Origin of the sequence: Mesorhizobium sp. M7A.F.Ca.MR.148.00.0.0 (assembly GCF_003997735.1) — a bacterium.
Lineage (GTDB): Bacteria > Pseudomonadota > Alphaproteobacteria > Rhizobiales > Rhizobiaceae > Mesorhizobium.
Genome location: NZ_RZTB01000015.1, coordinates 65,697 through 89,019, shown reverse-complemented (window position 1 = coordinate 89,019; position 23,323 = coordinate 65,697). Strand labels below are relative to the sequence as shown.

Sequence of the window (23,323 nt, the reverse complement as noted above, 5' to 3'; positions counted from 1 at the left end):
GCAAAGCCTTCCTGCCGCCGATACGGGAAGTACGGGTAGGGCGCGGTGACTTCGCTTGCGGCGTCGAGCTTTTTCATCTGCTCCGGCGTCAAGGTCCAGCCAACGGCGCCGAGGTTCTGGCGAAGCTGTTCCTCGTTGCGGGCGCCGATGATGACCGACGACACGGTCGGGCGCTGCAGCAGCCAGTTGATGGCGATCTGCGGCACGGTCTTGCCGGTTTCCTGAGCCACCGCATCGAGCGCATCCATGACCCGGTAGAGATGCTCGTTCTCGACCGGCGGTCCGAAATCAGCTGTGTCGTGCAGCCGGCTCTTTTCCGGCAAGGGCTGGCCACGGCGGATCTTGCCGGTCAGGCGGCCCCAGCCAAGCGGGCTCCACACGAGCGCGCCAACGCCCTGGTCGAGGCCGAGCGGCATCAGCTCCCATTCATAGTCGCGGCCGACCAGCGAATAGTAGACCTGATGCGCGACATAGCGCGGATAACCGTGCTTGTCGGCTTGCGCCAGCGACTTCATCATTTGCCAGCCGGAGAAATTGGAGACGCCGACATAGCGCAGTTTGCCGGCGCGCACGAGTTCGTCCAGCGTCGACAAGACCTCCTCGATCGGCGTCCCGGCATCGAAAGCGTGTAGCTGCAACAGGTCGATATAGTCAGTGCCGAGGCGCTTCAGCGCGGCGTCCACCGACTTGATCAACCGCGACCGGGAAGAGCCATAGTCAGCGGGTCCGTCGCCCATCGGCAGCGCGGTCTTGGTCGATATCAGGACGGCATCGCGGCGGCCTTTTATAGCTTCGCCAAGCACCTCTTCCGAAGCGCCGTTCGAATAGACGTCGGCGGTGTCGAACAAATTGACGCCGGCCTCCAGGCAGATGTCGATCAGCCGCCGCGCTTCCCTGGCGTCGCTGTTGCCCCAGGCGCCGAACAGCGGGCCGGAGCCGCCAAAGGTTCCCGCGCCGAATGAGAGTGCGGGCACTTTCAGGCCCGATGCACCGAGACGTCGATAGTCCATCTTTTTACTCCTGTGGAATGAAAGGTGTGGGAAGCGGGTTTGCAGAGGACGGTCACGACCGGATGGAGGCAGGCTCGCCGAGCGTGGCGGTGCGATCGAGACGCAGCGCCAGCCCCGCCACGCCGAGTGCCGTGAGCGGCAGCAGGGCGGCGACCCAGGTCAGTGCATCCAGGCCAAGGCCATGGGCAATGACCGCACCGCCAAGCCAGGCACCTGCCGCATTGCCGAGATTGAAGGCGGCGATGTTGAAGGACGAGGCGAGGCTCTGGCCGGCACCTTGCGCCTTGTCCAGCACCCACATTTGCAGCGGCGCCACGGTGGCGAAGGCGGCGGCCCCGAGCAGGCCGACATAGATGACGGCCATGATCTGGCTGTGGATGGCAAAGCTCATGGTTGCAAGCACCAGGGCCAGCACCACGAGACTGCCCAGCACGGCCGGCACCAGCCAGCGGTCGGCGACCTTGCCGCCAAGCAAATTGCCGGCAATGAGGCCGCCGCCGAAGACGAGCAGGATCGGCGACACGGCCGCTTCCTGGAAGCCGCTTATCTCGGTCAGCAGTGGTGCGATATAGGTGAAGACGGCGAAGACACCGGCATAGCCGAGCACGGTGGTGGCAAGGCCGAGCAGGACGGGCGTGCGGCGCAGCACGGCGAGATCGGCGCGCAGATCGCTCTTTTCGGGCGCCGTCCGGCTGCGTGGCACCAGAGCCAGGATGACGGCGAAGGCCGCCACGCCGACCAATGTCACCGCCCAGAAGGTCGCCCGCCAGCCGAAGGCCTGGCCGAGCCAGGTGCCGAAGGGCACGCCGAGGATGTTGGCGATGGTCAGGCCGGTGAACATCAGCGCGATCGCCGAGGCTTGTCTGTTGGGTGCGACCAGCCCGGTGGCGACGACAGAGCCGACGCCGAAGAATGTGCCGTGGGCGAAGGCGGTGATAATGCGGGCGCCCATCAGCGTCCAGTAATCGGGGGCCAGCGCACAGGCGAGATTGCCAAGCGTGAAGATCGCCATCAGCGCCAGAAGCACGGTCTTGCGTGGCCAGTTGCCGGTGGCGATGGTCAGCAGGGGCGCGCCGATGACGACGCCGAGCGCATAGCCCGAAATGAGCTGGCCGGCGGCCGTGATCGAAACGCCGAGATCCTTGCTGACATCGAGCAGCAGACCCATGATGACGAATTCGGTGACGCCGATGCCGAAGGCACCGGCGGCAAGCGCGTAAAGAGCAAGAAGCATGGCGATTTCCACTTCGATGGCGAAGAGCGCCGTCCCGCGCCCCGACCCCTGAGATCGTGCTTCCCTGCATTGTGAACCAGACTTGCCTCGGGCACATTTTCTGTGAAATAGATTCACAAATGGCCAGGCCCGATATCAATCGCTCCGGCGAGATCGAAGTGTTCGTGCGCGTCGTCGAGGACGGCAGTTTCTCCTCCGCGGCACGCGCGTTGCGCATGACGCCTTCAGCGGTGAGCAAGCTGATCGCGCGGCTGGAGGCCCGGCTTGGTGCGCGGCTGGTCAGCCGTTCGACGCGAAAGCTGCAACTGACGCCGGAAGGCACCGCTTTCTACGAGAGCGGCCTGCGCATCCTCGCCGACATAGCGGCGGCCGAGCAGGAGGCGGCGGCGGGTGCGGCACCGCGCGGAAGGCTGCGCGTCAACAGCTACGTGCCCTTCGGAGTACACCGGCTGATCCCGCTTCTGCCACGCTTCCTCGAACGCTACCCCGAGATTTCAGTCGATCTGGTGCTGACCGACAGCGTCATCGACCTGATGGCGGAACGCGCCGATGTCGCTATCCGTGCCGGGCCGCTGAGTGAGTCACGGCTGGTGGCGCGCAAGCTGGGGCAAAGCTATGTGGTGGTCGTTGCAGCACCTTCCTACCTCGAAACGCAGGGCACGCCGCTGACGCCAGCCGATCTCGACAGGCATAACCGCATGGGCTTCGGGTTCGTCAGGCATGTCGATGGCTGGCCGTTCCTCGACGCGGACGGCCGCGCCATCATGGTTCCCATCACCGGCAACACGCTCGTCAGCGATGGCGAGGCGATGCGGCTGATGGCGCTGGCGGGCGCAGGCATCGCCCGGCTGGCCCGCTGGCATGTGGCGGCCGATATCGCCGCCGGTCGGCTGGTGTCGCTGCTGGAGGCATTCAATCCCGGTGACGAGGAGCCCACCCACGCCGTCTATGTCGGCCAGGGCCGGCATCTGCCGGCGCGGGTGCGCGCCTTTCTCGATTTTCTGGGCGAGAGCGTCCGGCTGAGTTGACATCCCGGGAGCCACGGGCTCCCGGGATGTCAGCGTGGGCTGTATTTATGCTTTCGGCATGAACGGCGCGGGGCGGCGGCCCGCTGCCTGGCGCTCCAGCATCCAGCCGGGATATTCGGATGGCAGGGCGCTGACCTCGTCGAGACGAAGCAGATCGTCGCTGTCGAGCTTCACTTCAGTCGCGGCAAGGTTCTGCTCCAGCTGCTCCATGCGGCTGGCGCCGATGATGACGCTCATCACGAAGGGCTTGGCCAGGACATAGCCGAGCGCCACCGTGGCGACGCTGACATCATGCTTTTTGGCGATTTCGCGCATGACGGCCACCGCGGCCCAGGCGCGGTCTTCGTTGACCGGCGGGAAGTTGAAGGACGCGCGGCGGCCTTCGCCATTGCCGGGCGCGCCGGGGCCGTATTTGCCGGAGAGCAGGCCACCGGCCATCGGCGACCACACCATCAGGCCGAGCTTCTCCTCGTTGAGCAGCGGCACGATCTCGCGCTCGAGGTCGCGGCCGGCGATCGAATAATAGGACTGGACGGTCTCGAAACGGGCAAAGCCCTTGCGCTCGGCGATGCCGAGCGCCTTGGCGATGCGCCATGCCGCCCAGTTGGAGACGCCGACATAGCGAACCTTGCCGCTGGCAACGAGATCGTCGAGCGCCCGCAGCGTTTCGTCGACCGGCGTCACGGTGTCGGTGCCGTGCAGCTGATATAGATCGATATGGTCGAGCTGCAGCCGCTCCAAGCTGGCATCGACCGAGTCCATGATGTGGCCGCGTGACGAGCCGCGCTGGTTGGGGCCTTCGCCCATGGCGCCATGCGCCTTGGTGGCGATGACCACGTTCTGCCTGTTCACACCGAGATCCCTGAGCGACTGTCCGAGCAGCCGTTCGGATTCGCCAAAGGAGTAGACGTCGGCCGTATCGAAGAAGTTGACGCCGGCGGCGAGCGAATGGGCAACGATCTCGTTGACACCCTTCTGGTCGAGGCTGGCGATCAGGCCCCATTGGGCATTCTGACCGGCGGCGCCGAAGGTCATGGTGCCGAGGCACAGTTCGGAGACGAACATCCCCGTATTTCCAAGCTGGTTGTAGCGCATGGTGGCGGCTCCAGAGAGTTTGTGATGACGCAAAGCAAAATAGGAACGGTACGTTTCGTTTCCAGTCCTGGCGCAACGAGCCCGCCGAGTTGGCCTATAACCCCTCACCGCATCTAATGCCGCCATCAGAAAAGCGCCCGCTGCATTCACCGAACGAGGTTCGCATGAGTATGCGGATTATAAGTCTATAACTCGGATCTTCGTCTTCGGGCGGCGATTGACCTCCTCGACGAAGTCGTCATCCCACACGGGACCTGAGAGAAGATATTCCGCAAGCGAAGGTGTTGCGCCGACCAGTCGGTCGTAGTCCTCGGGGGAGAGTACGACAGCAGTTGGCTTTCCGCGCACCGTGATGGTTTGTGGCCCTTGTTCCCGCGCCTGCCGTACGAGTTTCGACAGATTGTTCTTCGCGTCCTTAAGATGCCAGTTCAAGGGCACTACTCGCTAGATGGCTTCGCTAGTCATATACCAGATGCCGTTGAAGCATGGCAGGGTTTCCGCTCGAACAGATGTGTTCGCTAGTTCCTCGACATGGGTTGGAAGCTATTGGCAGCGAGAATCTATAGCCTCTTTCGGCGGCAGATCGCAAACCTCGGGGATTGGCCTAAACATCTCTCTCGTCGTCATCCACGGGCGGAGCAAGGAGCGCAGCGACGCAGCGCAGACCCGAGGATCCATGCCGCGACATCTGCCGAAGAATGCAGCGGAACAGAATTCTGCACCGCTGCATTTTCCTTGTCGTCACGGCATGGATCCTAGGGTCTGCGCTCCGCTTCGCGTCGCTCCGCCCTAGGATGACGAAGGTGTGGTGGCCTGCAGCCAATCGAATATGTTGGAATTTAGCGACTAGAGACCGGTCTGTGCATCGGAACTATCGGCTGCCGAAGATCGCCGAACCGACGCGGACGCTGGTGGCGCCGAAGGCGATCGCGGTCTCATAATCGCCGGACATGCCCATCGACAGTCTGGCGACGCCGGCCTCATGCCCAAGCTTTTCCAGCAGGGCGAAGTGGGGGCCGGGGTTCTCGTCGGCCGGCGGGATGCACATCAGGCCCTCGATGGCGAGGCCATGCACCTCGCGGCAGCGGGTGACGAACGCCACTGCCTCGCGTGGCTCGATGCCTGCCTTCTGCGGCTCGGAGCCGGTATTGACCTGGACATAGAGCTTTGGCGCACGGCCCTGTTTGGCGATCTCCTTGGCGAGTTCGACGGCGATCTTCTCGCGATCGACCGTCTCGATGACGTCGAACAGTGCTACCGCTTCCCTAGCCTTGTTGGATTGCAGCGGGCCGATCAGATGCAGTTCGATGTCGGGAAATGCGTCCTTCAGGTCAGGCCATTTGGCTTGCGCCTCCTGCACCCGGTTTTCGCCGAAGACGCGCTGGCCGGCCTCGATGACCGGGCCGATGTCGGCAGCGTCAAAGGTCTTTGAGACTGCGACCAGCGTCACGGCGCCGGTTTCGCGGCCGGCCTCGCGCTCGGCGGCGTCGATCTTCGCCTTGACCGCGAAAAACTGCTGAACGGCATCGCCCATATGCAAATCCTGCTGTTTTGACCGGCGTTTTTGTCAGACGCGATACCCATATGGTTGACGGGTTTGCCAAACCATGGTGAACACCCGGACCACATTCCCTGAACTGCCGAGCCGTCGCCCGCAGTTCGCGCATGCTTTTAAGTGAAAAACGTCCCATGGCAACCGAACGATACAATCCGCGCGCGTCAGAGCCCAAATGGCAGAAGGCCTGGGACGCCAAGAAGCTGTTCGAAGCGCACAATGACGATCCGCGCCCGAAATACTACGTGCTGGAGATGTTCCCCTATCCGTCGGGGCGCATCCATATCGGTCATACCCGCAATTACACGATGGGCGACGTGGTGGCGCGCTACAAGCGGGCCAAGGGCTTCAACGTGCTGCACCCGATGGGCTGGGACGCCTTCGGCATGCCGGCCGAAAACGCGGCGATGCAGAACAAGGTCCATCCCAAGGAATGGACCTACCAGAACATCGCCACCATGCGCGAGCAGCTCAAGGTTATGGGGCTGTCGCTGGACTGGGCGCGCGAATTCGCCACCTGTGACGTCGACTATTACCACCGCCAGCAGATGCTGTTCCTCGATTTCGTCGAGAAGGGGCTGGTGACGCGCAAATCCTCCAAGGTCAACTGGGATCCGGAGGACATGACGGTGCTCGCCAACGAGCAGGTCATCGGTGGACGCGGCTGGCGCTCGGGCGCGCTGGTCGAGCAGCGCGAGCTGACGCAGTGGTTCTTCAAGATCACCGATTTTGCCCAGGATCTGCTGGATTCGCTCGACGGCCTCGACGAATGGCCGGAAAAAGTGAAGCTGATGCAGCAGAACTGGATCGGCCGCTCGGAAGGCCTGCTGATCCGTTGGCCTCTGGCCGACGCCTCTGGTGGCGAGCATGAGCTGGAAGTCTATACGACAAGGCCCGACACCATCTTCGGCGCTTCCTTCATGGCTGTCGCCGCCGATCATCCGTTGGCCAAGAAGGCCGCTGCGCACAATCCGGCGCTGGCGAAGTTCATCGAGGATATCGGCCATATGGGCACCTCGGTGGCGGCGCTGGAGACAGCTGAGAAGAAGGGTTTCGACACCGGCCTCCGCGTCGTCCATCCGTTTGACGACAACTGGACGCTGCCGGTCTATGTCGCCAATTTCGTGCTGATGGAATACGGCACCGGCGCCATTTTCGGCTGTCCGTCCGGCGACCAGCGCGACCTCGACTTCGCCAACAAATACGGCCTGCCGGTGATTCCGGTGGTGATGCCGGAAGGCGAGAATCCGGCGACGTTCCAGATCATCGACGAAGCCTATGTCGATGACGGCGTGATGATCAATTCGCGCTTTCTCGACGGCATGAAGCCGGATCAGGCTTTCGACGAAGTCGCCAAACTGCTGGAGCAGAAGACCATCGGCAACCGGCCGATGGCCGAGCGCAAGGTGAATTTCCGCCTGCGCGACTGGGGCATTTCGCGCCAGCGCTACTGGGGCTGCCCGATCCCGATGATCCATTGCGAGGCTTGCGGCGTGGTGCCGGTGCCGAAGGTGGACCTGCCGGTGAAGCTGCCCGACGATGTCGATTTCGATCGCCCGGGCAATCCGCTCGACCGGCATCCGACATGGCGCCATGTGAAATGTCCGCAATGCGGCAGGGATGCGCGGCGCGAAACCGACACGATGGACACGTTCGTCGATTCGTCGTGGTACTTTGCCCGCTTCACCGCGCCGTGGGCGCATGAACCGACCGATCCCAAGGCGGCCAACGAATGGCTGCCGGTCGACCAGTATATTGGCGGGATCGAGCACGCGATCCTGCATCTGCTCTATTCGCGCTTCTTCACCCGCGCCATGCGCGAGGCCGGCCATGTCGATCTGGCCGAGCCGTTCAAGGGCCTGTTCACGCAAGGCATGGTGGTGCACGAAACCTATCGCGTCGGCTCGGCATCGAATGGCCGCTGGCTGGCGCCCACCGAAGTTCGGCTGGAGGACGTCGACGGCAAGCGCAGCGCCATCGACATCGCCACCGGCGAGGCCGTCACCATCGGTCCGCTGGAAAAGATGTCGAAATCGAAAAAGAACACGGTGAGCCCGGAAGACATCACCGATGGCTACGGCGCCGATACGGCGCGCTGGTTCATGCTGTCCGATTCTCCTCCCGAGCGCGATGTCGAGTGGACCGACGATGGCGCCGCCGGTGCGCATCGCTTCATCCAGCGCATCTGGCGCCTGGTGTCGACGGCCGCCGAAACACTGGCCGGCATCAAGCCCGTGGCGGCCAGCAGCGGCGAGGCCGCGGTGGTTTCAAAGGCCGCGCACAAGATCCTCAAGGCGGTCGGAGAGGATATCGAGAAGCTCGCTTTCAACCGCGCCATCGCCCGCATCTACGAACTGGCCAACGCGCTGACCACGCCGCTCAACGAGGTGGCCGAAGGCAAGGCCGATGCAGCGCTGAAAGGCGCCTGTCGGCAGGCGGTGGAGATTCTCGTGCATCTGATCGCGCCGATCATGCCGCATCTGGCCGAGGAGTGCTGGGCAACGCTTGGCGGCACCGATCTCGTTGCCGAACGGCCCTGGCCGGTCTTCGATCCGGCGCTGGTGGTCGACAACGAAGTCACCTATCCGGTACAGGTCAACGGCAAGAAGCGGGGGGATTTGACAATTGCCCGCGACGCGGACCAAGGTGCGGTCGAAAAAGCGGTATTGGCTCTCGACTTCGTGCAGAAAGCACTTGAGGGTAAGGCTCCGCGCAAGGTGATCATCGTGCCGCAGAGGATCGTCAATGTCGTTGCCTGATCGGGAAAAGACAGAGTTGAGCCATTTGCTGCGCCGCATTGCGCTTGCCGGCCTGATAGGTTCGCTCGCGCTTGTCTCGGCCTGCACGGTGCGGCCGCTCTATTCGAGCGCGCCACTGTCGGGTTCGCAGGCCAGTGCCAGTGCCGAACTGGCGTTGATCGGTATCAAGCCGGTCAATACGCGTTACGGCCAACAGGTGCGCAACAATCTGATTTTCGGGTTTGGACGAGGCGCCGGCGAGCCGGCCTCGCCGGTCTATTCGCTCAATCTCGGCGTGACCGAAGCGGTCGAGTCCGCGGCACTCGTGCAGGTCGGAACGGATGAAGACGAACCGACCGCCGGTTCCGTGACGCTGACCGGCAGCTATACGCTGGCCGATGCGAAGACCGGCGTGGTGATCGCATCCGGCAAGCGTTCGATCACCTCGTCCTTCGACAGGCCGCGTCAGGAATTCGCCGCATACCGGGCGCAGATCGACGCCGAGAATCGCGCTGCGCGAGAGTTGGCGGAAGCGCTGCAGCTGTCCATTGCCCAGGACCTTGTCCGGCACGGCAAGACCGGCTAGCGCACCTCATCGCTTCACGGAAACGGTCCGGCGCCCCAGGCGTGATGGGGTGATCGCGGGATCATGACCAGATTCCCGAACAGAGCCAGATTCCGAACAGGGATTGTCCGAAGATACCCATCGAGCTGCTGCGGCACGGCGAGTAGATCGCGCCACCGGCGTGGATGCGGCGAGACGACGATCGTGCCGTGTCGCTCGCAGATTACCACGAAGATTTTGGTCCCCAGGATCGTCGGCGATCCATCCGGGAAGCAACTGTTAACCACTCGCTCCCTATTGCTCGGCAGACATTTCAGAGTGAGTCTTGAGAATGGAAGCCAAGCGTTTTTCCCGGGTCAATTTATCGACGGCCGCATCGCCTGATGATCCCGAGGGGAAGCGCTCCGAGAGCATCGGCGACAGGGGTGGTCAGCGAGGTTCTTCTGCGGCAGGCGACCTTGATCGTCCGGCTCGCAAGGAGCCGGGCGGCCGGCAGCCCGCCACACGCCAGGCCGGCTATTCAGCGCCGGTGGTCGATCTCGGCGGCAACAAGCGGCCCTATATGGAGCCGCGGGGTGGCTCGGACGATACGCCTTCGAAAATCGGCGATATCGAGAGCCCTGCCTGGCAGGAATATTTCTTCCTTGCACCCAACGTGCGTTTTACACGCACGCCGGACTATGAGGCCAGGAAGCATCGTCCGCAGCACGAGCGTGTTGTCGAACACGCCGCGACGCGCCCAGCAGAGCAAGCCGTTGCGCAATCCATGATCAAAGGGGCGTCCTCCGCGCCTTCGCTCCTGGCATTGCCGGCTTCGGTGAAAAGCCCTGCTTCCCAGCCGCTGGCCGGCCACGCCACGCAAGGGCCACTGCCGCCGGCTGCTGCTTTTGTTGCCGCGGGGCGCGCCAGGGAGAAGGTGCCAGCCGTTGCGCCGATGCCGCCGAGGACGGTCGCTATGGCACGGGCATCCGCGCGCGCGTCCGTTGCTCCGGGCGGCCCGATCAAAACGACCACTTCCGAAAGGCTGCGCTGGCCGTATCTTTCGGATCATGCCTTCTTCGAGGCCATGGCCCCCTATCTGGTCGACGTTTCGTCGCCGGCCCGGCAGACCGGTCCAGCGTCGCCTGCGCCGCTCGCCGCGGCGCCAGTCACCGCTATGCCGATCGATATTCGCCCAGGGACCGATGCCACCGCATTGTTTCGTGTCATCGACTGCCTTCCGGGCCAAGCCTTGAAGCCGTTGCCGGATGCTTGGCCGGCCAATTCGAACCAGGCCGTCGCCCAACCCGGCGTGCCGGCGAGCGATGCGCCGTCGCCGGTCCAGCCTGTCGCAATCCCAGCCGCCAAAAGCGACGCCGTTTCCGCGTCGGCCGCGCCAAGTGTGAACGTCCCTGCCAGGGCCGTTGCCGCCCGCTCCGCGCGCTTGCCTGGGGCTGGAAAGGTCGTGCTGTCAACCGCGGGCGATCCCTATGAGCTTCCCTCGGAAGAGCTGTTGCAGCAGCCACCGGAGGGACAAGGCTTCTACATGTCGCAGGAGCGGCTCGAGCAGAACGCCGATCTGCTGGAAAGCGTGCTCGAGGACTTCGGCGTGCGTGGCGAAATCATTCATGTTCGCCCAGGCCCGGTGGTCACGCTCTATGAGTTCGAGCCGGCGCCGGGCGTCAAATCTTCTCGCGTCATCGGGCTTGCCGACGATATCGCCCGCTCCATGTCGGCGATTTCGGCGCGCGTCGCCGTCGTGCCTGGCCGCAACGTCATCGGCATCGAGCTCCCGAACGAGACGCGCGAAACCGTCTATTTCCGGGAGCTGATCGAATCGGAAGGCTTCCGCAAGACCAGCTGCAAGCTGGCGCTTTGTCTCGGCAAGACGATCGGCGGCGAGCCTGTTATCGCCGAGCTGGCGAAGATGCCGCATTTGCTCGTGGCCGGAACCACCGGCTCCGGCAAGTCGGTGGCCATCAACACCATGATCCTGTCGTTGCTCTACCGGCTGAAGCCGGAAGAATGCCGGCTGATCATGGTCGATCCCAAGATGCTCGAACTCTCTGTCTATGACGGCATCCCGCATCTTCTGACGCCCGTCGTCACGGATCCCAAGAAAGCCGTCACGGCGCTCAAATGGGCCGTGCGCGAAATGGAAGACCGGTATCGCAAGATGGCGCGGCTCGGTGTGCGCAACATCGACGGCTACAACGAGCGTGCCGCTCAAGCCCGCGACAAGGGCGAAACCGTCGTCATGACCGTGCAGACCGGCTTCGAAAAGGGCACCGGCGAACCGCTTTTCGAACAGCAGGAAATCGACCTCGCGCCGATGCCCTACATCGTCGTCATCGTCGACGAGATGGCCGACCTGATGATGGTCGCCGGCAAGGAGATCGAAGGCGCGATCCAGCGACTGGCGCAGATGGCGCGCGCTGCCGGCATTCACCTGATCATGGCAACGCAGCGCCCCTCGGTCGACGTCATCACCGGCACGATCAAGGCCAACTTCCCGACCCGGATTTCCTTCCAGGTGACATCGAAGATCGACAGCCGCACCATCCTGGGCGAGCAGGGCGCCGAACAATTGCTTGGCCAGGGCGACATGCTGCACATGATGGGCGGCGGGCGCATTTCGCGCGTGCATGGGCCGTTTGTTTCCGACGCCGAGGTCGAGCATGTGGTCGCGCATCTCGAGGCGCAAGGGCGCCCTGAATATCTGGAAACCGTGACGGCCGACGAGGACGAGGAAGAAATCGAAGAAGACCAGGGCGCGGTCTTCGACAAGGGATCGGTTGCAGCCGAAGACAGCGACGCGATCTATGACGAGGCGGTCAAGGTGGTGGTGCGCGACAAGAAGTGCTCGACGTCCTACATCCAGCGCCGCCTCGGCATCGGCTACAACCGCGCCGCGTCCCTGGTCGAGCGTATGGAAAAGGAAGGCCTGGTCGGCGCACCCAACCATGTCGGCAAACGCGAAATCATCATGGGCCGGCGCCAGCCGGCAAGCGCGCCCGAGGACGATGGCACGGACTGATCGGCAGCCCGCTTGAAGCGCAATATAAAAAGGCCGGTTGCCCGGCCTTTTTGATTACAAGCGATTGGTCTCAGCCGATCGCCATTCTCAGCCGATCGCCATTCTCAGCCGATCGATTGGCCGGTCTTTGCCCAGTCGGCGAGGAACTGTTCCAGGCCCTTGTCGGTCAGCGGGTGCTTGACCAGCGCCTTCAGGGTCGCCGGCGGCGCGGTCACGACATCGGCGCCGATGAGGGCCGCCTGCTTGACGTGGTTCACGGTGCGCACCGAAGCGACGAGGATCTCAGTCTGGAAATCGTAATTGTCGTAGATCTGCCTGATCTCCTGGATCAGCTCCATGCCGTCGATGCCGATGTCGTCGATGCGGCCGACGAAGGGCGAGATGAACGAGGCGCCGGCCTTGGCCGCAAGCAGCGCCTGGTTGGCCGAAAAGCACAGCGTGACGTTGACCAGGCGGTTCATCTCGGTGCGGATCGTCTTGCAGGCCTTGAGGCCGTCCAGCGTCAGCGGCACCTTGATGCAGACATTGTCGGCGATCTTGGCCAGAACCTTGGCCTGCTGCATCATCTCGGAATATTCAGTGGCGGTGACTTCAGCCGAGACCGGACCCTTGACGATGTCGCAGATCTCTTTGGTCACGTCGGCGATCTTGCCGCCGGATTTGAGGATCAGCGACGGATTGGTGGTGACGCCGTCGAGCAGCCCCAGATCGTTCAGCTCACGGATATCCTTGACGTCGGCGGTGTCGACAAAAAATTTCATGGCGGGTCTCCTGAAGATTTTCATGTGCATGTCATGCACATTCGGGGTCGGCCTTTGATCTAGACCAAAGTCAGGGCAAGGTCACGCCTCATGATCGAAGATTCGCCCTTTGTCGCAGCCGCACCGGTGCTGGTGCCGATGCCCGCCGAACGCCCCTACACCTATGCCGTGCCGGCCGGCATGCGCGTGGTGCCGGGCTCGATCGTGCGCGTGCCGCTCGGGCCGCGGCAGGTCGCCGGCATCGTCTGGGATGGCGCGGTCGAGAAGGTCGACGCGAAAAAACTGCGCCCCATCGAACAGGTCTTCGACTGCCCGCCGATCGACCGCGCGATGCGCCGTTTCGTCGACTGGGTGGCGCAGTACACGCTGTCGCCTCCGGGCATGGTGGCGCGCATGCTGCTCAGGGCGCCGGAGGCTTTCGACCCCGAACCGTGGATCGAAGGGTTGCAGCGCACGCTTCTCGCACCCGACCGGATGACGGGCGCCAGGCAGCGTGTGCTGGATACGGCCGAAGGCGGCCTTGCCTGGACGCGCTCCGGCCTCGCTCACGCGGCCGGCGTGTCGTCGACGGTGATCGACGGCCTGAGGGCGCAAGGCGTGTTCGAGACGGTGATGATCCCGCCGCGCCCGGTGGTGGCCGCGCCCGATCCCGGCTATGCCATACCGGACCTGATGCCGGACCAGAGCGACGCGGCGCAGATGCTGCGCGCCAATGTCGCAGCCGGCGTGTTCAACGTCGCGCTGCTCGACGGCGTCACCGGATCCGGTAAGACCGAGGTCTATTTCGAGGCGGTGGCGGCTGCGCTCGACCAGGGCAGGCAGGTGCTGATCCTGCTGCCGGAAATCGCGCTGACGCATGCCTTTCTCGAGCGCTTCCAGCAGCGCTTCGGCGCCAAGCCGGGCGAATGGCATTCCGACCTGCCGCCGCGGATGCGCGAGCGGGTTTGGCGGCAAGTGGCGGAGGGCGGTGTGCGGGTCGTCGCCGGCGCGCGCTCGGCGCTGTTCCTGCCGTTCAAGGAGCTCGGCCTGATCGTCGTCGACGAGGAGCACGACCCTGCCTACAAGCAGGAGGACCGCGTCTTCTACAATGCGCGTGATATGGCCGTGGTGCGCGGCCATATCGGCAGCTTTCCGGTGGTGCTGGCGTCGGCGACGCCGTCGGTCGAAAGCCGGGTCAATGCGAGCCAGGGCCGCTACAACAGGGCCGTTCTTTCCGCTCGCTTCGCCGAGGCTGCTCTTCCCCATCTGAAGGCGGTCGACATGCGGCGGGCGCCGCCGGCGCGCGGTGGCTTCCTGTCGCCGGTGCTGCTCGACCAGATGCGCCAGACGCTGGAGAGGAAGGAGCAGTCGCTATTGTTCCTCAACCGGCGCGGCTATGCGCCGCTGACGCTGTGCCGGGTTTGTGGCCATCGCTTCGGCTGCCCGGTCTGCTCGGCCTGGCTGGTCGAGCACCGTTTTCGCGGCCAGCTGGTTTGCCATCATTGCGGGCACAATGAGCGCCGCCCCGAGGCCTGCCCGGAATGCGGCACGCTGGATCATCTGGTCGCCTGCGGACCGGGCGTCGAGCGGATCGCTGAAGAGGTCGTTACGCATTTTCCCGACGCGCGCACCATCGTCTTGTCGTCCGACCTGATGGGCGGTGTGCGGCGGCTGCGGCTGGAACTGGAGGCGATCGCTGATGGCGAGGCCGACATCGTCATCGGCACGCAGCTCGTCGCCAAGGGGCACAACTTTCCCAACATGACCCTGGTTGGCGTCGTCGATGCCGATCTCGGCCTTGCCAATGGCGATCCGCGCGCCGCAGAGCGGACGTTCCAGCTGCTCAGCCAGGTCACCGGCCGCGCCGGCCGCACCGGCAAGAAGAGCCTTGGCCTGCTGCAGACTTTTCAGCCCGAGCATCCGGTGATGCGGGCAATCGTCTCCGGCGACGCCGAGGCGTTTTACGAACGTGAGATCGCCGAGCGCGAACGGGCCGCACTGCCGCCTTTCGGCCGGCTCGCCGGCGTCATCGTCAGCGCGGTGACGCGGGCGGAAGCCGAGGGCCATGCACGCGGCCTGCGCCGCGCCGCGCCCGAGGCGACCGATCTGTTCGTGCTGGGGCCGGCGGAGGCGCCGCTGTCCCTTCTCGGCGGCCGCCACCGCTTCCGCCTGCTGATCCAGGGCGAACGGCGCGCCGACATGCAAGGTTTTATTCGCGCGATGCTTGCCAACGGGCCGAAGCAGCGCGGCTCGGTCAGGGTGCAGGTGGATATCGATCCGCAGAGTTTTTTGTAGTTGCCGGGCGCTTGGTAGGTGGATTCAAATAGGTACGTCGGGCGGCTCAAAACTCGACATCTCGTGACGGCGATTCGTTTCGCTCAAATTCGATGCCGCCGGGATACCGAAGTAACCAATCAGCCAAATTTCTCCGACTGTCTTGCGCATAGAGCTTTCGCCCTTCATCGACCGGGACGATCATGGCAGCCGGCCTGCCGTTTTCTGTGATGATGGTTGGCTCGCCATTTCCCGCGGCCTCCACAATTGCCGAGAGTGTCCTTTGGCCTGCTGAAGCTGAACGGTTTTCACTGCGACCTCCTTGTGGTCTCATGTGTTTATAGTATCGAGGATCGCCTAGGAAAAGGAACAGCTCGCGCAATGAAAACCCTTGGCCTTCTGGGCGGCATGAGCTGGGAATCGACGGCCATCTACTATCGGCTGCTCAACGAGATCGTGCGCGAGCGGCTGGGCGGCTTGCATTCGGCCAGGCTTCTGCTCTGGTCATTCGACTTCGCCGAAATCGCCGAGCGGCAGCATCATGGCGACTGGGATGGCGCCGGTGTGCTTCTCGTCGAAGCGGCGCGCAAACTCGAGGCCGGCGGCGCGGAAGGTCTGCTTTTGTGCACCAACACCATGCACAAACTGGCCGACCAAGTGCAGGCGTCGGTGTCGATCCCGCTGATCCACATCGCCGATGCCACCGCGGTGGCGGTCAAGCGCGCCGGCATGCAGCGTCCGGCGCTGCTGGCGACGCGCTTCACCATGGAGCAGGATTTCTACAAGGGCCGGCTCGCCGACAGATTTGGCTTGAACCCTGTCGTGCCCGATGGCGCCGGGCGCGACATGGTCCATCGCGTCATCTACGACGAGTTGTGCCAGGGCATCGTCAAGGAGACTTCAAAGGCGGCCTATATCGCCGAGACCGAGCGCCTGCGCCGCGAAGAGGCGGCCGACAGCGTCATCCTGGGCTGCACCGAGATCACCATGCTTATCGGCCAGCAGGATTTCGACATCCCGGTCTTCGACACGACGCGCATCCATGCCGAAGCGGCTGTGGCATTCGCGCTCGGTTGATGCGCGCCGCCTAAAGTGCGTGGATCCATCTGGCGCGCCTCTTTTCCTCCGCTAGAATGCCCGGAATTTCAAAACAGGCATTTCGAGGGGACAAGATGGATTTTGCGCTTCCATGGCCGACGAGCCAGGGCGAATGGCTGGCCTGGTCGAGCGCCGTCGTCACCGTGCTGCTCGGTCTTTTGTTTTTTCTGGCCCCTGGCCTCGCCTTCCGTGCCCTGCGCTTGCAGGTCAAACCAGAGAAGGCTGCGGCGATCGCCGAGGGGCGCGGCAGGATGTCGGGCTTCTATCTCGGCGTCGGCCTGTGCTGTATCCTGCTGGCGCAGCCGCTGATCTACATGGCGCTTGGCTTCTCCTGGCTGTTCACCGCCTTCGGCCGGCTGCTGTCGATGATGTCGGATGGCGCCAACACGCCTTTCAATTGGGTTTCCATTGTGGTGGAATTGGTGCTGGCGGCGTTGCCGCTCGCCTTTGCCTTCGGCTTTCTGCCTTGAATCGTTGGGTATTCCGCGATGGAAGACGGGTGACTTTTGCCGGATGCGACAATAGTGCCTGAAAACCATGCGGAACGACGCATTGCGGTCTTAAAATGCCTGTGCTAGACGGCAATCGACTTTCGGCCGGGGATAGCGGAAGCCGCGTCTCCGTGCTTGAAAAAATGCAGTAAGGTCAAAGATTTAGCCAGAGTTTTTGCTCGCGCCAACAATCTACGGCCTGTCAGACAAGAGAAAAGACGGTCCGTGGCTCAATCGTCATCGCCAATCTCAGGTGTCGCAGAACGCTATGCGGGTTCGCTGTTCGAACTCGCCCTGCAGGCAAATTCCGTGGCCAAGGTCGAAGCTGACCTCAACAGCTTCGAAGCCATGCTCGCGGGCAGCGCTGATCTCACCCGGCTGATCAACAGCCCGGTGTTCTCCAGCGAGGACCAGGCGAAGGCCATCGCGGCAATCGCCGACAAGGCCGGGATTGCCGGCCTCACCGGCAATTTCCTGCGCGTCGTCGCCCGTAACCGCCGGCTGTTCGCCATTCCCGGCATGATCAGGGCGTTCCGCCAGATATCAGCCGAACATCGTGGCGAGACCGCTGCTGAAGTGACGTCGGCGCACGAACTGACGGCTGCCCAGCAGACCGAACTCAAGGCGGCGCTGAAGAGCGTTGCCGGCAAGGACGTGGCTATCTCCGTCACCGTCGATCCGTCGCTGCTCGGCGGGCTGGTGGTCAAGATGGGCTCGCGCCAGATCGATACGTCGCTCAAAACCAAACTCAATTCGCTCAAGCTTGCACTGAAAGAGGTCGGCTGATGGACATCCGCGCCGCGGAAATTTCCGCAATTCTGAAAGACCAGATCAAGAATTTCGGCAAGGAGGCCGAGGTCTCCGAAGTCGGACAGGTGTTGTCCGTCGGTGACGGTATCGCCCGCGTCTACGGCCTCGACAATGTCCAGGCCGGCGAAATGGTCGAATTCCCCGGCGGCATCCGCGGCATGGCGCTCAACCTCGAAGCCGACAATGTCGGCGTCGTCATCTTCGGCGCCGACCGCGACATCAAGGAAGGCGACATCGTCAAGCGCACTGGCGCCATCGTCGACGTCCCCGTCGGCCCAGGCCTGCTCGGCCGCGTCGTCGACGCGCTCGGTAATCCGATCGACGGCAAGGGTCCGATCAAGGCGGTCGAGCGCAAGCGCGTCGACGTCAAGGCGCCCGGCATCATTCCGCGCAAGTCGGTGAACGAGCCGATGTCGACCGGCCTCAAGGCCATCGATGCGCTGATCCCGGTCGGCCGCGGCCAGCGCGAGCTGGTCATCGGCGATCGCCAGACCGGCAAGACCGCCATCATCCTCGACACGATGCTCAACCAGAAATCGGTGCACGACAACGGCCCCGAGAAGGAAAAGCTCTACTGCGTCTACGTCGCCGTCGGCCAGAAGCGCTCGACCGTCGCGCAGTTCGTCAAGGTGCTGGAAGAGCGCGGCGCGCTCGAATATTCGATCATCGTCGCCGCCACCGCTTCCGATCCGGCACCGATGCAGTTCCTGGCGCCGTTCGCCGGCGCCACCATGGGCGAATATTTCCGCGACAATGGCATGCACGCGCTGATCAGCTACGACGATCTGTCGAAGCAGGCCGTCGCCTATCGCCAGATGTCGCTGCTGCTGCGCCGCCCGCCGGGCCGCGAAGCCTATCCGGGCGACGTCTTCTACCTGCACTCGCGCCTGCTCGAGCGCGCCGCCAAGCTCAACGACGATCTGGGCGGTGGTTCGCTGACCGCGCTGCCGATCATCGAAACGCAGGCCAACGACGTGTCGGCCTATATCCCGACCAACGTGATCTCGATCACCGACGGCCAGATCTTCCTCGAGACCAACCTGTTCTTCCAGGGCATTCGTCCTGCGGTGAACGTCGGTCTGTCGGTCAGCCGCGTCGGTTCGGCCGCGCAGATCAAGGCGATGAAGCAGGTTGCCGGTTCGATCAAGGGCGAGCTTGCGCAGTACCGCGAAATGGCGGCCTTCGCGCAGTTCGGCTCGGATCTCGATGCCGCCACCCAGCGCCTGCTCAACCGCGGATCGCGCCTCACCGAACTCCTGAAGCAGCCGCAGTTCTCGCCGCTGAAGACGGAAGAGCAGGTCGCGGTGATCTTCGCCGGCGTCAACGGCTATCTCGACAAGCTGCCGGTCAACCAGGTCGGCAAGTTCGAGCATGGCCTGCTCAGCCACATGCGTTCGGCCGGCAAGGACGTCCTCGAAGCCATCCGCAAGGAAAAGGCGCTGTCGGACGATCTGCGCGCCAAGCTGAAGGCCGAGATCGACGCTTTCGCCAAGACCTTCGCCTGAGCGAATTGCAAGACGGGATCAGGTTTGAAGCATGCCTTCATTAAAAGACCTTCGTAACCGTATCGCCTCGGTCAAGGCGACGCAGAAGATCACCAAGGCGATGCAGATGGTCGCCGCGGCGAAGCTGCGCCGTGCGCAAGAGGCTGCGGAAGCGGCGCGCCCCTATTCGGAGCGCATGGGTTCCGTGCTGGCCAACATAACCCAGGCAATCGGCGGCGGCGGCGATGCCCCGGCGCTGATGACCGGCACCGGCAAGGATGACGTGCATCTGCTCGTCGTCTGCACCGCCGAGCGCGGCCTGTGCGGCGGCTTCAATTCGCAGATCGCCCGCCTTGCCCGCGACCATATCCGGAAGCTTTTGGCGGACGGCAAGCAGGTCAAGATCATCTGCGTCGGCAAGAAGGGTTTCGACATCCTGCGCCGCGACTATGCATCGATGATCATCGACCGCGTCGATCTGCGCGAGGTCAAGACACTCGGCTTCGTCAATGCCGATGCCATCGCCAAGAAGGTCATCCACCTCTTCAATGAGGGCGGCTTCGATATCTGCACGCTGTTTTATTCGCAGTTCAAGTCGGTGATCAGCCAGATCCCGACCGCGCAGCAGATCATTCCGGCCGGCGTTGCTTCGGCTCCGGCCGAAGCGACGGATGGCGGCAACGCTGTCTACGAATATGAGCCGGAGCCGGGCGAAATCCTCTCCGACCTCATTCCGCGCAACATCTCCGTGCAGGTTTTCCGGGCGCTGCTCGAAAATGTGGCCGGCGAAATGGGCGCCAAGATGAGCGCCATGGACAATGCGACGCGCAACGCCGGCGACATGATCAACAAGCTGTCGATCACCTACAATCGCCAGCGGCAGGCTCAGATCACCAAGGAACTGATCGAAATCATTTCGGGCGCCGAGGCGCTCTAGGCGTGGTTCGCGGGTCATCGACCCGCGATCGGACCGCGTGAGAAACAAAGGACGAAAAAGGGTAAAGACGATGGCGAAAGCAGCGACCCCCAAGACGGCGGCCCCCAAGGCCGCAGCCGCGAAGACCGCAGCCCCCGCGAAGGCGGCAAAGGCTCCAGCAGCAGCCGCGAAGGCTGCCCCGGCCAAGGCGGCAGCACCGGCGAAGGCCGCTGCTGCCAAGACATCGGCAGTGGCCACCAAGGCAACCGGCGTTGTCGGCAAGGTTCGCCAGGTCATCGGCGCCGTTGTCGACGTGCAGTTCGGCGATCACCTGCCGGCGATCCTGAACGCGCTCGAGACGACCAATGTCGGCAGCCGCCTGGTGCTCGAAGTTGCCCAGCATCTGGGTGAAAACACCGTGCGCTGCATCGCCATGGACTCGACCGAAGGTCTGGTTCGCGGCCAGGAAGTGCGTGACACCGGCGCGCCGATCACCGTGCCGGTCGGCCCGGGCATGCTCGGCCGCATCATCAATGTCATCGGCGAGCCGGTCGACGAAGAAGGCCCGGTCGACGCGACCGAAATGCGCTCCATCCACCAGCCGGCTCCGACCTATGTCGAGCAGTCGACGGAAGCGCAGATCCTGATCACCGGCATCAAGGTGCTCGACCTGCTGGCTCCCTACGCCAAGGGCGGCAAGATCGGCCTGTTCGGCGGCGCCGGCGTCGGCAAGACCGTGCTGATCCAGGAACTGATCAACAACATCGCCAAGGCGCATGGCGGCTATTCGGTGTTCGCCGGCGTCGGCGAGCGCACCCGCGAAGGCAACGATCTGTATCACGAGTTCATCGAATCCGGCGTCAACAAGAAGGGCGGCGGCGAAGGCTCCAAGGCCGCACTCGTCTACGGCCAGATGAACGAGCCGCCGGGTGCGCGCGCCCGCGTCGGCCTGACCGGCCTGACGGTTGCGGAATATTTCCGCGACCAGGGCCAGGACGTGCTGTTCTTCGTCGACAACATCTTCCGCTTCACGCAGGCTGGTTCGGAAGTGTCGGCTCTGCTCGGCCGTATTCCTTCGGCCGTGGGCTATCAGCCGACGCTCGCCACCGACATGGGCGCGCTGCAGGAACGTATCACCACCACCACCAAGGGCTCGATCACGTCCGTGCAGGCCATCTACGTGCCCGCCGACGACTTGACCGATCCGGCGCCGGCGACCTCGTTCGCCCACCTTGACGCGACGACGACGCTCAATCGCGCCATCGCCGAAAAGGGCATCTATCCGGCCGTCGATCCGCTGGATTCGACCTCGCGCATGCTCGACCCGCTGGTCGTCGGCGACGAGCACTATGGCGTCGCGCGCCAGGTGCAGTCGATCCTCCAGCGCTACAAGTCGCTGCAGGACATCATCGCCATCCTGGGCATGGACGAGCTCTCGGAAGAGGACAAGCAGACCGTGGCCCGCGCCCGCAAGATCGAGCGCTTCCTGTCGCAGCCATTCTTCGTCGCCGAAGTGTTCACCGGCGCGCCGGGCAAGCTGGTCGATCTCGCCGACACCATCAAGGGCTTCAAGGGCCTTTGCAACGGCGACTACGATCACCTGCCGGAAGCCGCCTTCTACATGGTCGGCGGCATCGAGGAAGCAGTCGAGAAGGCACAGCGCCTCGCGGCTGAAGCGGCGTAATCAAGCGAATAGCGAATAGGGAGTAGCGAATTGGGAATATGGGCCGGCGAATTCTTCTTCTGACTAATTCGCTACTCGCTATTCGCTATTCGCTAAATTGATCATGGCTGAAGCTTTCAAATTCGAACTGGTCTCGCCGGAACGCCTGCTTGTTTCCGAGCAGGTCGAATCCGTCGTCATTCCGGGTGCCGAAGGCGAGATGACCGTCATGGCGCATCACGCTCCGGTCATGACCACGATCAAGCCGGGCGTCGTCACCGTGAAGACCGCGGCGGGCGGTGAAGAACGCTATGTGGTGTTCGGCGGCTTCGCCGACATCGTTCCGGCCGGCTGCACGCTGCTGGCGGAATCGGCTGTCGCGGTGAAGGATGTCGACCGCGCCGATCTCGCGCGCCGCATCCAGGAAGCCAAAGAAGACGCCACTGATGCCAAGGACGACGAGGCTCGCAGCAAGGCGGAGCAGTTCCTTAGCCAGCTCACCACGCTGGAAGGCGCTATTCTTCCGGCTTGAAATTAGGTTCCGATGAAAGAGTAAAAAGCGGGGCCTTGCCTCGCTTTTGTTTGTTGGACAGTCGCGCTGCCTTGGGATGGGGGTGGGCCGGTGACGGAAGAAACAGCGCAACGAGAAACAGCCTCACGCTCCTGGTGGTCGACGGCCCTTGTGTCGGCCTTTGGCGGTCCATTCGGCGGATTTCTGTGGATCGGCAGCGGCAAGCCGGCGGTTGCCAGCCTGGTGGTGATCAGCGCCATCGTTTTCGCACTCGCCTACACCGGATTTCCGGTGCTGCCGGGAACCGATCTTGCCTGGCTGGCCAATTTTTCAGGTATCGGTTCGATGATTCTGGGGGCAGCGCTCGTCGTGCCCTTCGCCCATCGGTTCAAGCCGGTGAGATGGTATGCGCACGGGTTTTGGGTGCTGGTGCTTGTCTTTCTGACTACCTATCCGGCTGCATTTGCGGTCCGTTCGTTTCTGTTCCAGCCGTTTTCGATACCATCCAGCAGTATGGTGCCGACATTGCAAGGCGGCGACTATCTCTTCGTCTCCAAATTCGCATATGGCTACAGCCGTTACAGCGTGCCGTTCAATCTGTTGCCGATAGAAGGCCGCATGTTCGGCGCGGAGCCCAGGCGAGGGGATGTGGTGGTGTTCAAATTCCCGCCCGACCCCAGCGTGGATTACATCCAGCGGATCGTCGGTCTTCCCGGGGACAAAATCCAGATGGTCAATGGCGTGCTGCACATCAACGATGTGGCCGTCGGCCTCAAGGATGCAGGCACTTTCTCCTACGAGGAACGCGAGCAACCTGCCAGGCTTCAACGGGAGACCCTGCCGGGCGGTGTCACCCATTTCGTTCTCGACCTGACTGACAGTTCCATCGGCGACAACACGCGGGAATTTGAGGTGCCCGAAGGTCACTATTTCATGCTGGGCGACAATCGCGACAATGCCTCCGACAGCCGATTCATGGTCGGCTTCGTTCCCTACGAAAACCTCGTCGGCAAGGCCGTGCGATTGTTCTGGAATTCAAAAGGCACGGAGTATTCTTCCCGGCAAACGCTGGACGGTTCGGTCGGCAAATAAGCC

Annotated in this window: 20 protein-coding genes; 13 read left to right on the top strand and 7 right to left on the bottom strand. The window is 63.4% G+C overall.

Features of this window, described 5'->3' with window-relative positions:
- Nucleotides 1-1,010 (bottom strand): aldo/keto reductase (locus EOB49_RS08605; RefSeq protein ID WP_164781625.1); only part of this gene is annotated, 1,010 nt, incomplete at its 3' end.
- A 52-nt stretch (nt 1,011-1,062) separates the two neighbouring features.
- Entirely contained in the window at nt 1,063-2,244 is a 1,182-nt protein-coding gene (locus EOB49_RS08600; protein ID WP_127380716.1) for an MFS transporter, read from the bottom strand.
- A 119-nt stretch (nt 2,245-2,363) separates the two neighbouring features.
- Between EOB49_RS08600 and EOB49_RS08595 the strand changes: the two genes are divergently transcribed.
- A complete protein-coding gene (locus EOB49_RS08595; RefSeq protein ID WP_127380715.1) occupies nt 2,364-3,272 on the top strand; it encodes a LysR substrate-binding domain-containing protein in 909 nt (302 codons plus the stop codon).
- 45 nt (nt 3,273-3,317) lie between these two features.
- Here the strand turns inward: EOB49_RS08595 and EOB49_RS08590 are convergent, their stop codons facing one another.
- The 3 genes from EOB49_RS08590 to EOB49_RS08580 all read right to left on the bottom strand — a co-directional run bounded on the left by EOB49_RS08590 (nt 3,318) and on the right by EOB49_RS08580 (nt 5,901).
- Entirely contained in the window at nt 3,318-4,367 is a 1,050-nt protein-coding gene (locus tag EOB49_RS08590; RefSeq protein WP_127380714.1) for an aldo/keto reductase, read from the bottom strand.
- Between the two features lie 177 nt (nt 4,368-4,544).
- The gene (locus tag EOB49_RS08585) at nt 4,545-4,799 is read right to left on the bottom strand and encodes a type II toxin-antitoxin system Phd/YefM family antitoxin (RefSeq protein WP_127380713.1); all 255 of its coding nucleotides are present in this window, start codon (nt 4,797-4,799) and stop codon (nt 4,545-4,547) included.
- Between the two features lie 439 nt (nt 4,800-5,238).
- Nucleotides 5,239-5,901, bottom strand: coding sequence for a YggS family pyridoxal phosphate-dependent enzyme (locus tag EOB49_RS08580; protein WP_127380712.1), 663 nt, complete (start codon nt 5,899-5,901; stop codon nt 5,239-5,241).
- 155 nt (nt 5,902-6,056) lie between these two features.
- Here EOB49_RS08580 and leuS point away from each other — a divergent pair, with 155 nt between their 5' ends.
- The 3 genes from leuS to EOB49_RS08565 all read left to right on the top strand — a co-directional run bounded on the left by leuS (nt 6,057) and on the right by EOB49_RS08565 (nt 12,241).
- On the top strand, nt 6,057-8,681 hold the full coding sequence (gene leuS, locus EOB49_RS08575; protein ID WP_127380711.1) for a leucine--tRNA ligase: 2,625 nt from the start codon (nt 6,057-6,059) through the stop codon (nt 8,679-8,681).
- The gene (lptE, locus tag EOB49_RS08570) at nt 8,668-9,246 is read left to right on the top strand and encodes an LPS assembly lipoprotein LptE (RefSeq protein ID WP_127320634.1); all 579 of its coding nucleotides are present in this window, start codon (nt 8,668-8,670) and stop codon (nt 9,244-9,246) included. Before leuS ends, lptE begins: the two co-directional genes overlap by 14 nt.
- A 310-nt stretch (nt 9,247-9,556) precedes the next feature.
- Complete coding sequence (locus tag EOB49_RS08565) at nt 9,557-12,241, top strand: DNA translocase FtsK (RefSeq protein WP_127380710.1); 2,685 nt, start codon at nt 9,557-9,559, stop codon at nt 12,239-12,241.
- Between the two features lie 104 nt (nt 12,242-12,345).
- Here the strand turns inward: EOB49_RS08565 and fsa are convergent, their stop codons facing one another.
- A complete protein-coding gene (fsa, locus tag EOB49_RS08560; RefSeq protein WP_127380709.1) occupies nt 12,346-13,002 on the bottom strand; it encodes a fructose-6-phosphate aldolase in 657 nt (218 codons plus the stop codon).
- 90 nt (nt 13,003-13,092) lie between these two features.
- On the opposite strand from fsa, the gene EOB49_RS08555 reads away from it, so the two are divergent.
- The gene (locus tag EOB49_RS08555; protein ID WP_127380708.1) at nt 13,093-15,276 is read left to right on the top strand and encodes a primosomal protein N'; all 2,184 of its coding nucleotides are present in this window, start codon (nt 13,093-13,095) and stop codon (nt 15,274-15,276) included.
- Nucleotides 15,277-15,322: 46 nt separating this feature from the next.
- Here EOB49_RS08555 and EOB49_RS08550 read toward each other — a convergent pair whose 3' ends face one another.
- Nucleotides 15,323-15,589, bottom strand: a complete 267-nt coding sequence (locus EOB49_RS08550) for a type II toxin-antitoxin system prevent-host-death family antitoxin (protein WP_245472594.1) — start codon at nt 15,587-15,589, stop codon at nt 15,323-15,325.
- Nucleotides 15,590-15,636: 47 nt separating this feature from the next.
- On the opposite strand from EOB49_RS08550, the gene EOB49_RS08545 reads away from it, so the two are divergent.
- The 8 genes from EOB49_RS08545 to lepB all read left to right on the top strand — a co-directional run bounded on the left by EOB49_RS08545 (nt 15,637) and on the right by lepB (nt 23,320).
- Nucleotides 15,637-16,332: an aspartate/glutamate racemase family protein gene (locus tag EOB49_RS08545; protein WP_127380707.1), complete on the top strand. Its 696-nt coding sequence runs from the start codon at nt 15,637-15,639 to the stop codon at nt 16,330-16,332.
- Between the two features lie 95 nt (nt 16,333-16,427).
- On the top strand, nt 16,428-16,823 hold the full coding sequence (locus EOB49_RS08540; protein ID WP_127261416.1) for a DUF4345 family protein: 396 nt from the start codon (nt 16,428-16,430) through the stop codon (nt 16,821-16,823).
- 246 nt (nt 16,824-17,069) lie between these two features.
- Nucleotides 17,070-17,630: a F0F1 ATP synthase subunit delta gene (locus EOB49_RS08535; RefSeq protein WP_023762496.1), complete on the top strand. Its 561-nt coding sequence runs from the start codon at nt 17,070-17,072 to the stop codon at nt 17,628-17,630.
- Complete coding sequence (gene atpA, locus EOB49_RS08530) at nt 17,630-19,159, top strand: F0F1 ATP synthase subunit alpha (protein ID WP_127267283.1); 1,530 nt, start codon at nt 17,630-17,632, stop codon at nt 19,157-19,159. Before EOB49_RS08535 ends, atpA begins: the two co-directional genes overlap by 1 nt.
- A gap of 31 nt (nt 19,160-19,190) precedes the next feature.
- The gene (locus tag EOB49_RS08525) at nt 19,191-20,075 is read left to right on the top strand and encodes a F0F1 ATP synthase subunit gamma (RefSeq protein ID WP_023811757.1); all 885 of its coding nucleotides are present in this window, start codon (nt 19,191-19,193) and stop codon (nt 20,073-20,075) included.
- 70 nt (nt 20,076-20,145) lie between these two features.
- The gene (gene atpD / locus EOB49_RS08520; RefSeq protein WP_164781624.1) at nt 20,146-21,738 is read left to right on the top strand and encodes a F0F1 ATP synthase subunit beta; all 1,593 of its coding nucleotides are present in this window, start codon (nt 20,146-20,148) and stop codon (nt 21,736-21,738) included.
- A 103-nt stretch (nt 21,739-21,841) separates the two neighbouring features.
- Nucleotides 21,842-22,249, top strand: coding sequence for a F0F1 ATP synthase subunit epsilon (locus EOB49_RS08515; protein ID WP_013529039.1), 408 nt, complete (start codon nt 21,842-21,844; stop codon nt 22,247-22,249).
- A 270-nt stretch (nt 22,250-22,519) separates the two neighbouring features.
- Entirely contained in the window at nt 22,520-23,320 is an 801-nt protein-coding gene (gene lepB / locus EOB49_RS08510; protein ID WP_245472592.1) for a signal peptidase I, read from the top strand.
- Nucleotides 23,321-23,323 lie beyond the last annotated feature (3 nt).

Excerpts from the sequence above, each read along its gene's own strand:
- EOB49_RS08600 (WP_127380716.1), bottom strand. The coding sequence starts at position 2,244 with ATGCTTCTTGCTCTTTACGCGCTTGCCGCCGGTGCCTTCGGCATCGGC.
- EOB49_RS08595 (WP_127380715.1), top strand. The coding sequence starts at position 2,364 with ATGGCCAGGCCCGATATCAATCGCTCCGGCGAGATCGAAGTGTTCGTG.
- EOB49_RS08590 (WP_127380714.1), bottom strand. The coding sequence starts at position 4,367 with ATGCGCTACAACCAGCTTGGAAATACGGGGATGTTCGTCTCCGAACTG.
- EOB49_RS08580 (WP_127380712.1), bottom strand. The coding sequence starts at position 5,901 with ATGGGCGATGCCGTTCAGCAGTTTTTCGCGGTCAAGGCGAAGATCGAC.
- leuS (WP_127380711.1), top strand. The coding sequence starts at position 6,057 with ATGGCAACCGAACGATACAATCCGCGCGCGTCAGAGCCCAAATGGCAG.
- lptE (WP_127320634.1), top strand. The coding sequence starts at position 8,668 with ATGTCGTTGCCTGATCGGGAAAAGACAGAGTTGAGCCATTTGCTGCGC.
- EOB49_RS08565 (WP_127380710.1), top strand. The coding sequence starts at position 9,557 with ATGGAAGCCAAGCGTTTTTCCCGGGTCAATTTATCGACGGCCGCATCG.
- fsa (WP_127380709.1), bottom strand. The coding sequence starts at position 13,002 with ATGAAATTTTTTGTCGACACCGCCGACGTCAAGGATATCCGTGAGCTG.
- EOB49_RS08555 (WP_127380708.1), top strand. The coding sequence starts at position 13,093 with ATGATCGAAGATTCGCCCTTTGTCGCAGCCGCACCGGTGCTGGTGCCG.
- EOB49_RS08550 (WP_245472594.1), bottom strand. The coding sequence starts at position 15,589 with ATGAGACCACAAGGAGGTCGCAGTGAAAACCGTTCAGCTTCAGCAGGC.
- EOB49_RS08545 (WP_127380707.1), top strand. The coding sequence starts at position 15,637 with ATGAAAACCCTTGGCCTTCTGGGCGGCATGAGCTGGGAATCGACGGCC.
- EOB49_RS08540 (WP_127261416.1), top strand. The coding sequence starts at position 16,428 with ATGGATTTTGCGCTTCCATGGCCGACGAGCCAGGGCGAATGGCTGGCC.
- atpA (WP_127267283.1), top strand. The coding sequence starts at position 17,630 with ATGGACATCCGCGCCGCGGAAATTTCCGCAATTCTGAAAGACCAGATC.
- EOB49_RS08525 (WP_023811757.1), top strand. The coding sequence starts at position 19,191 with ATGCCTTCATTAAAAGACCTTCGTAACCGTATCGCCTCGGTCAAGGCG.
- atpD (WP_164781624.1), top strand. The coding sequence starts at position 20,146 with ATGGCGAAAGCAGCGACCCCCAAGACGGCGGCCCCCAAGGCCGCAGCC.
- EOB49_RS08515 (WP_013529039.1), top strand. The coding sequence starts at position 21,842 with ATGGCTGAAGCTTTCAAATTCGAACTGGTCTCGCCGGAACGCCTGCTT.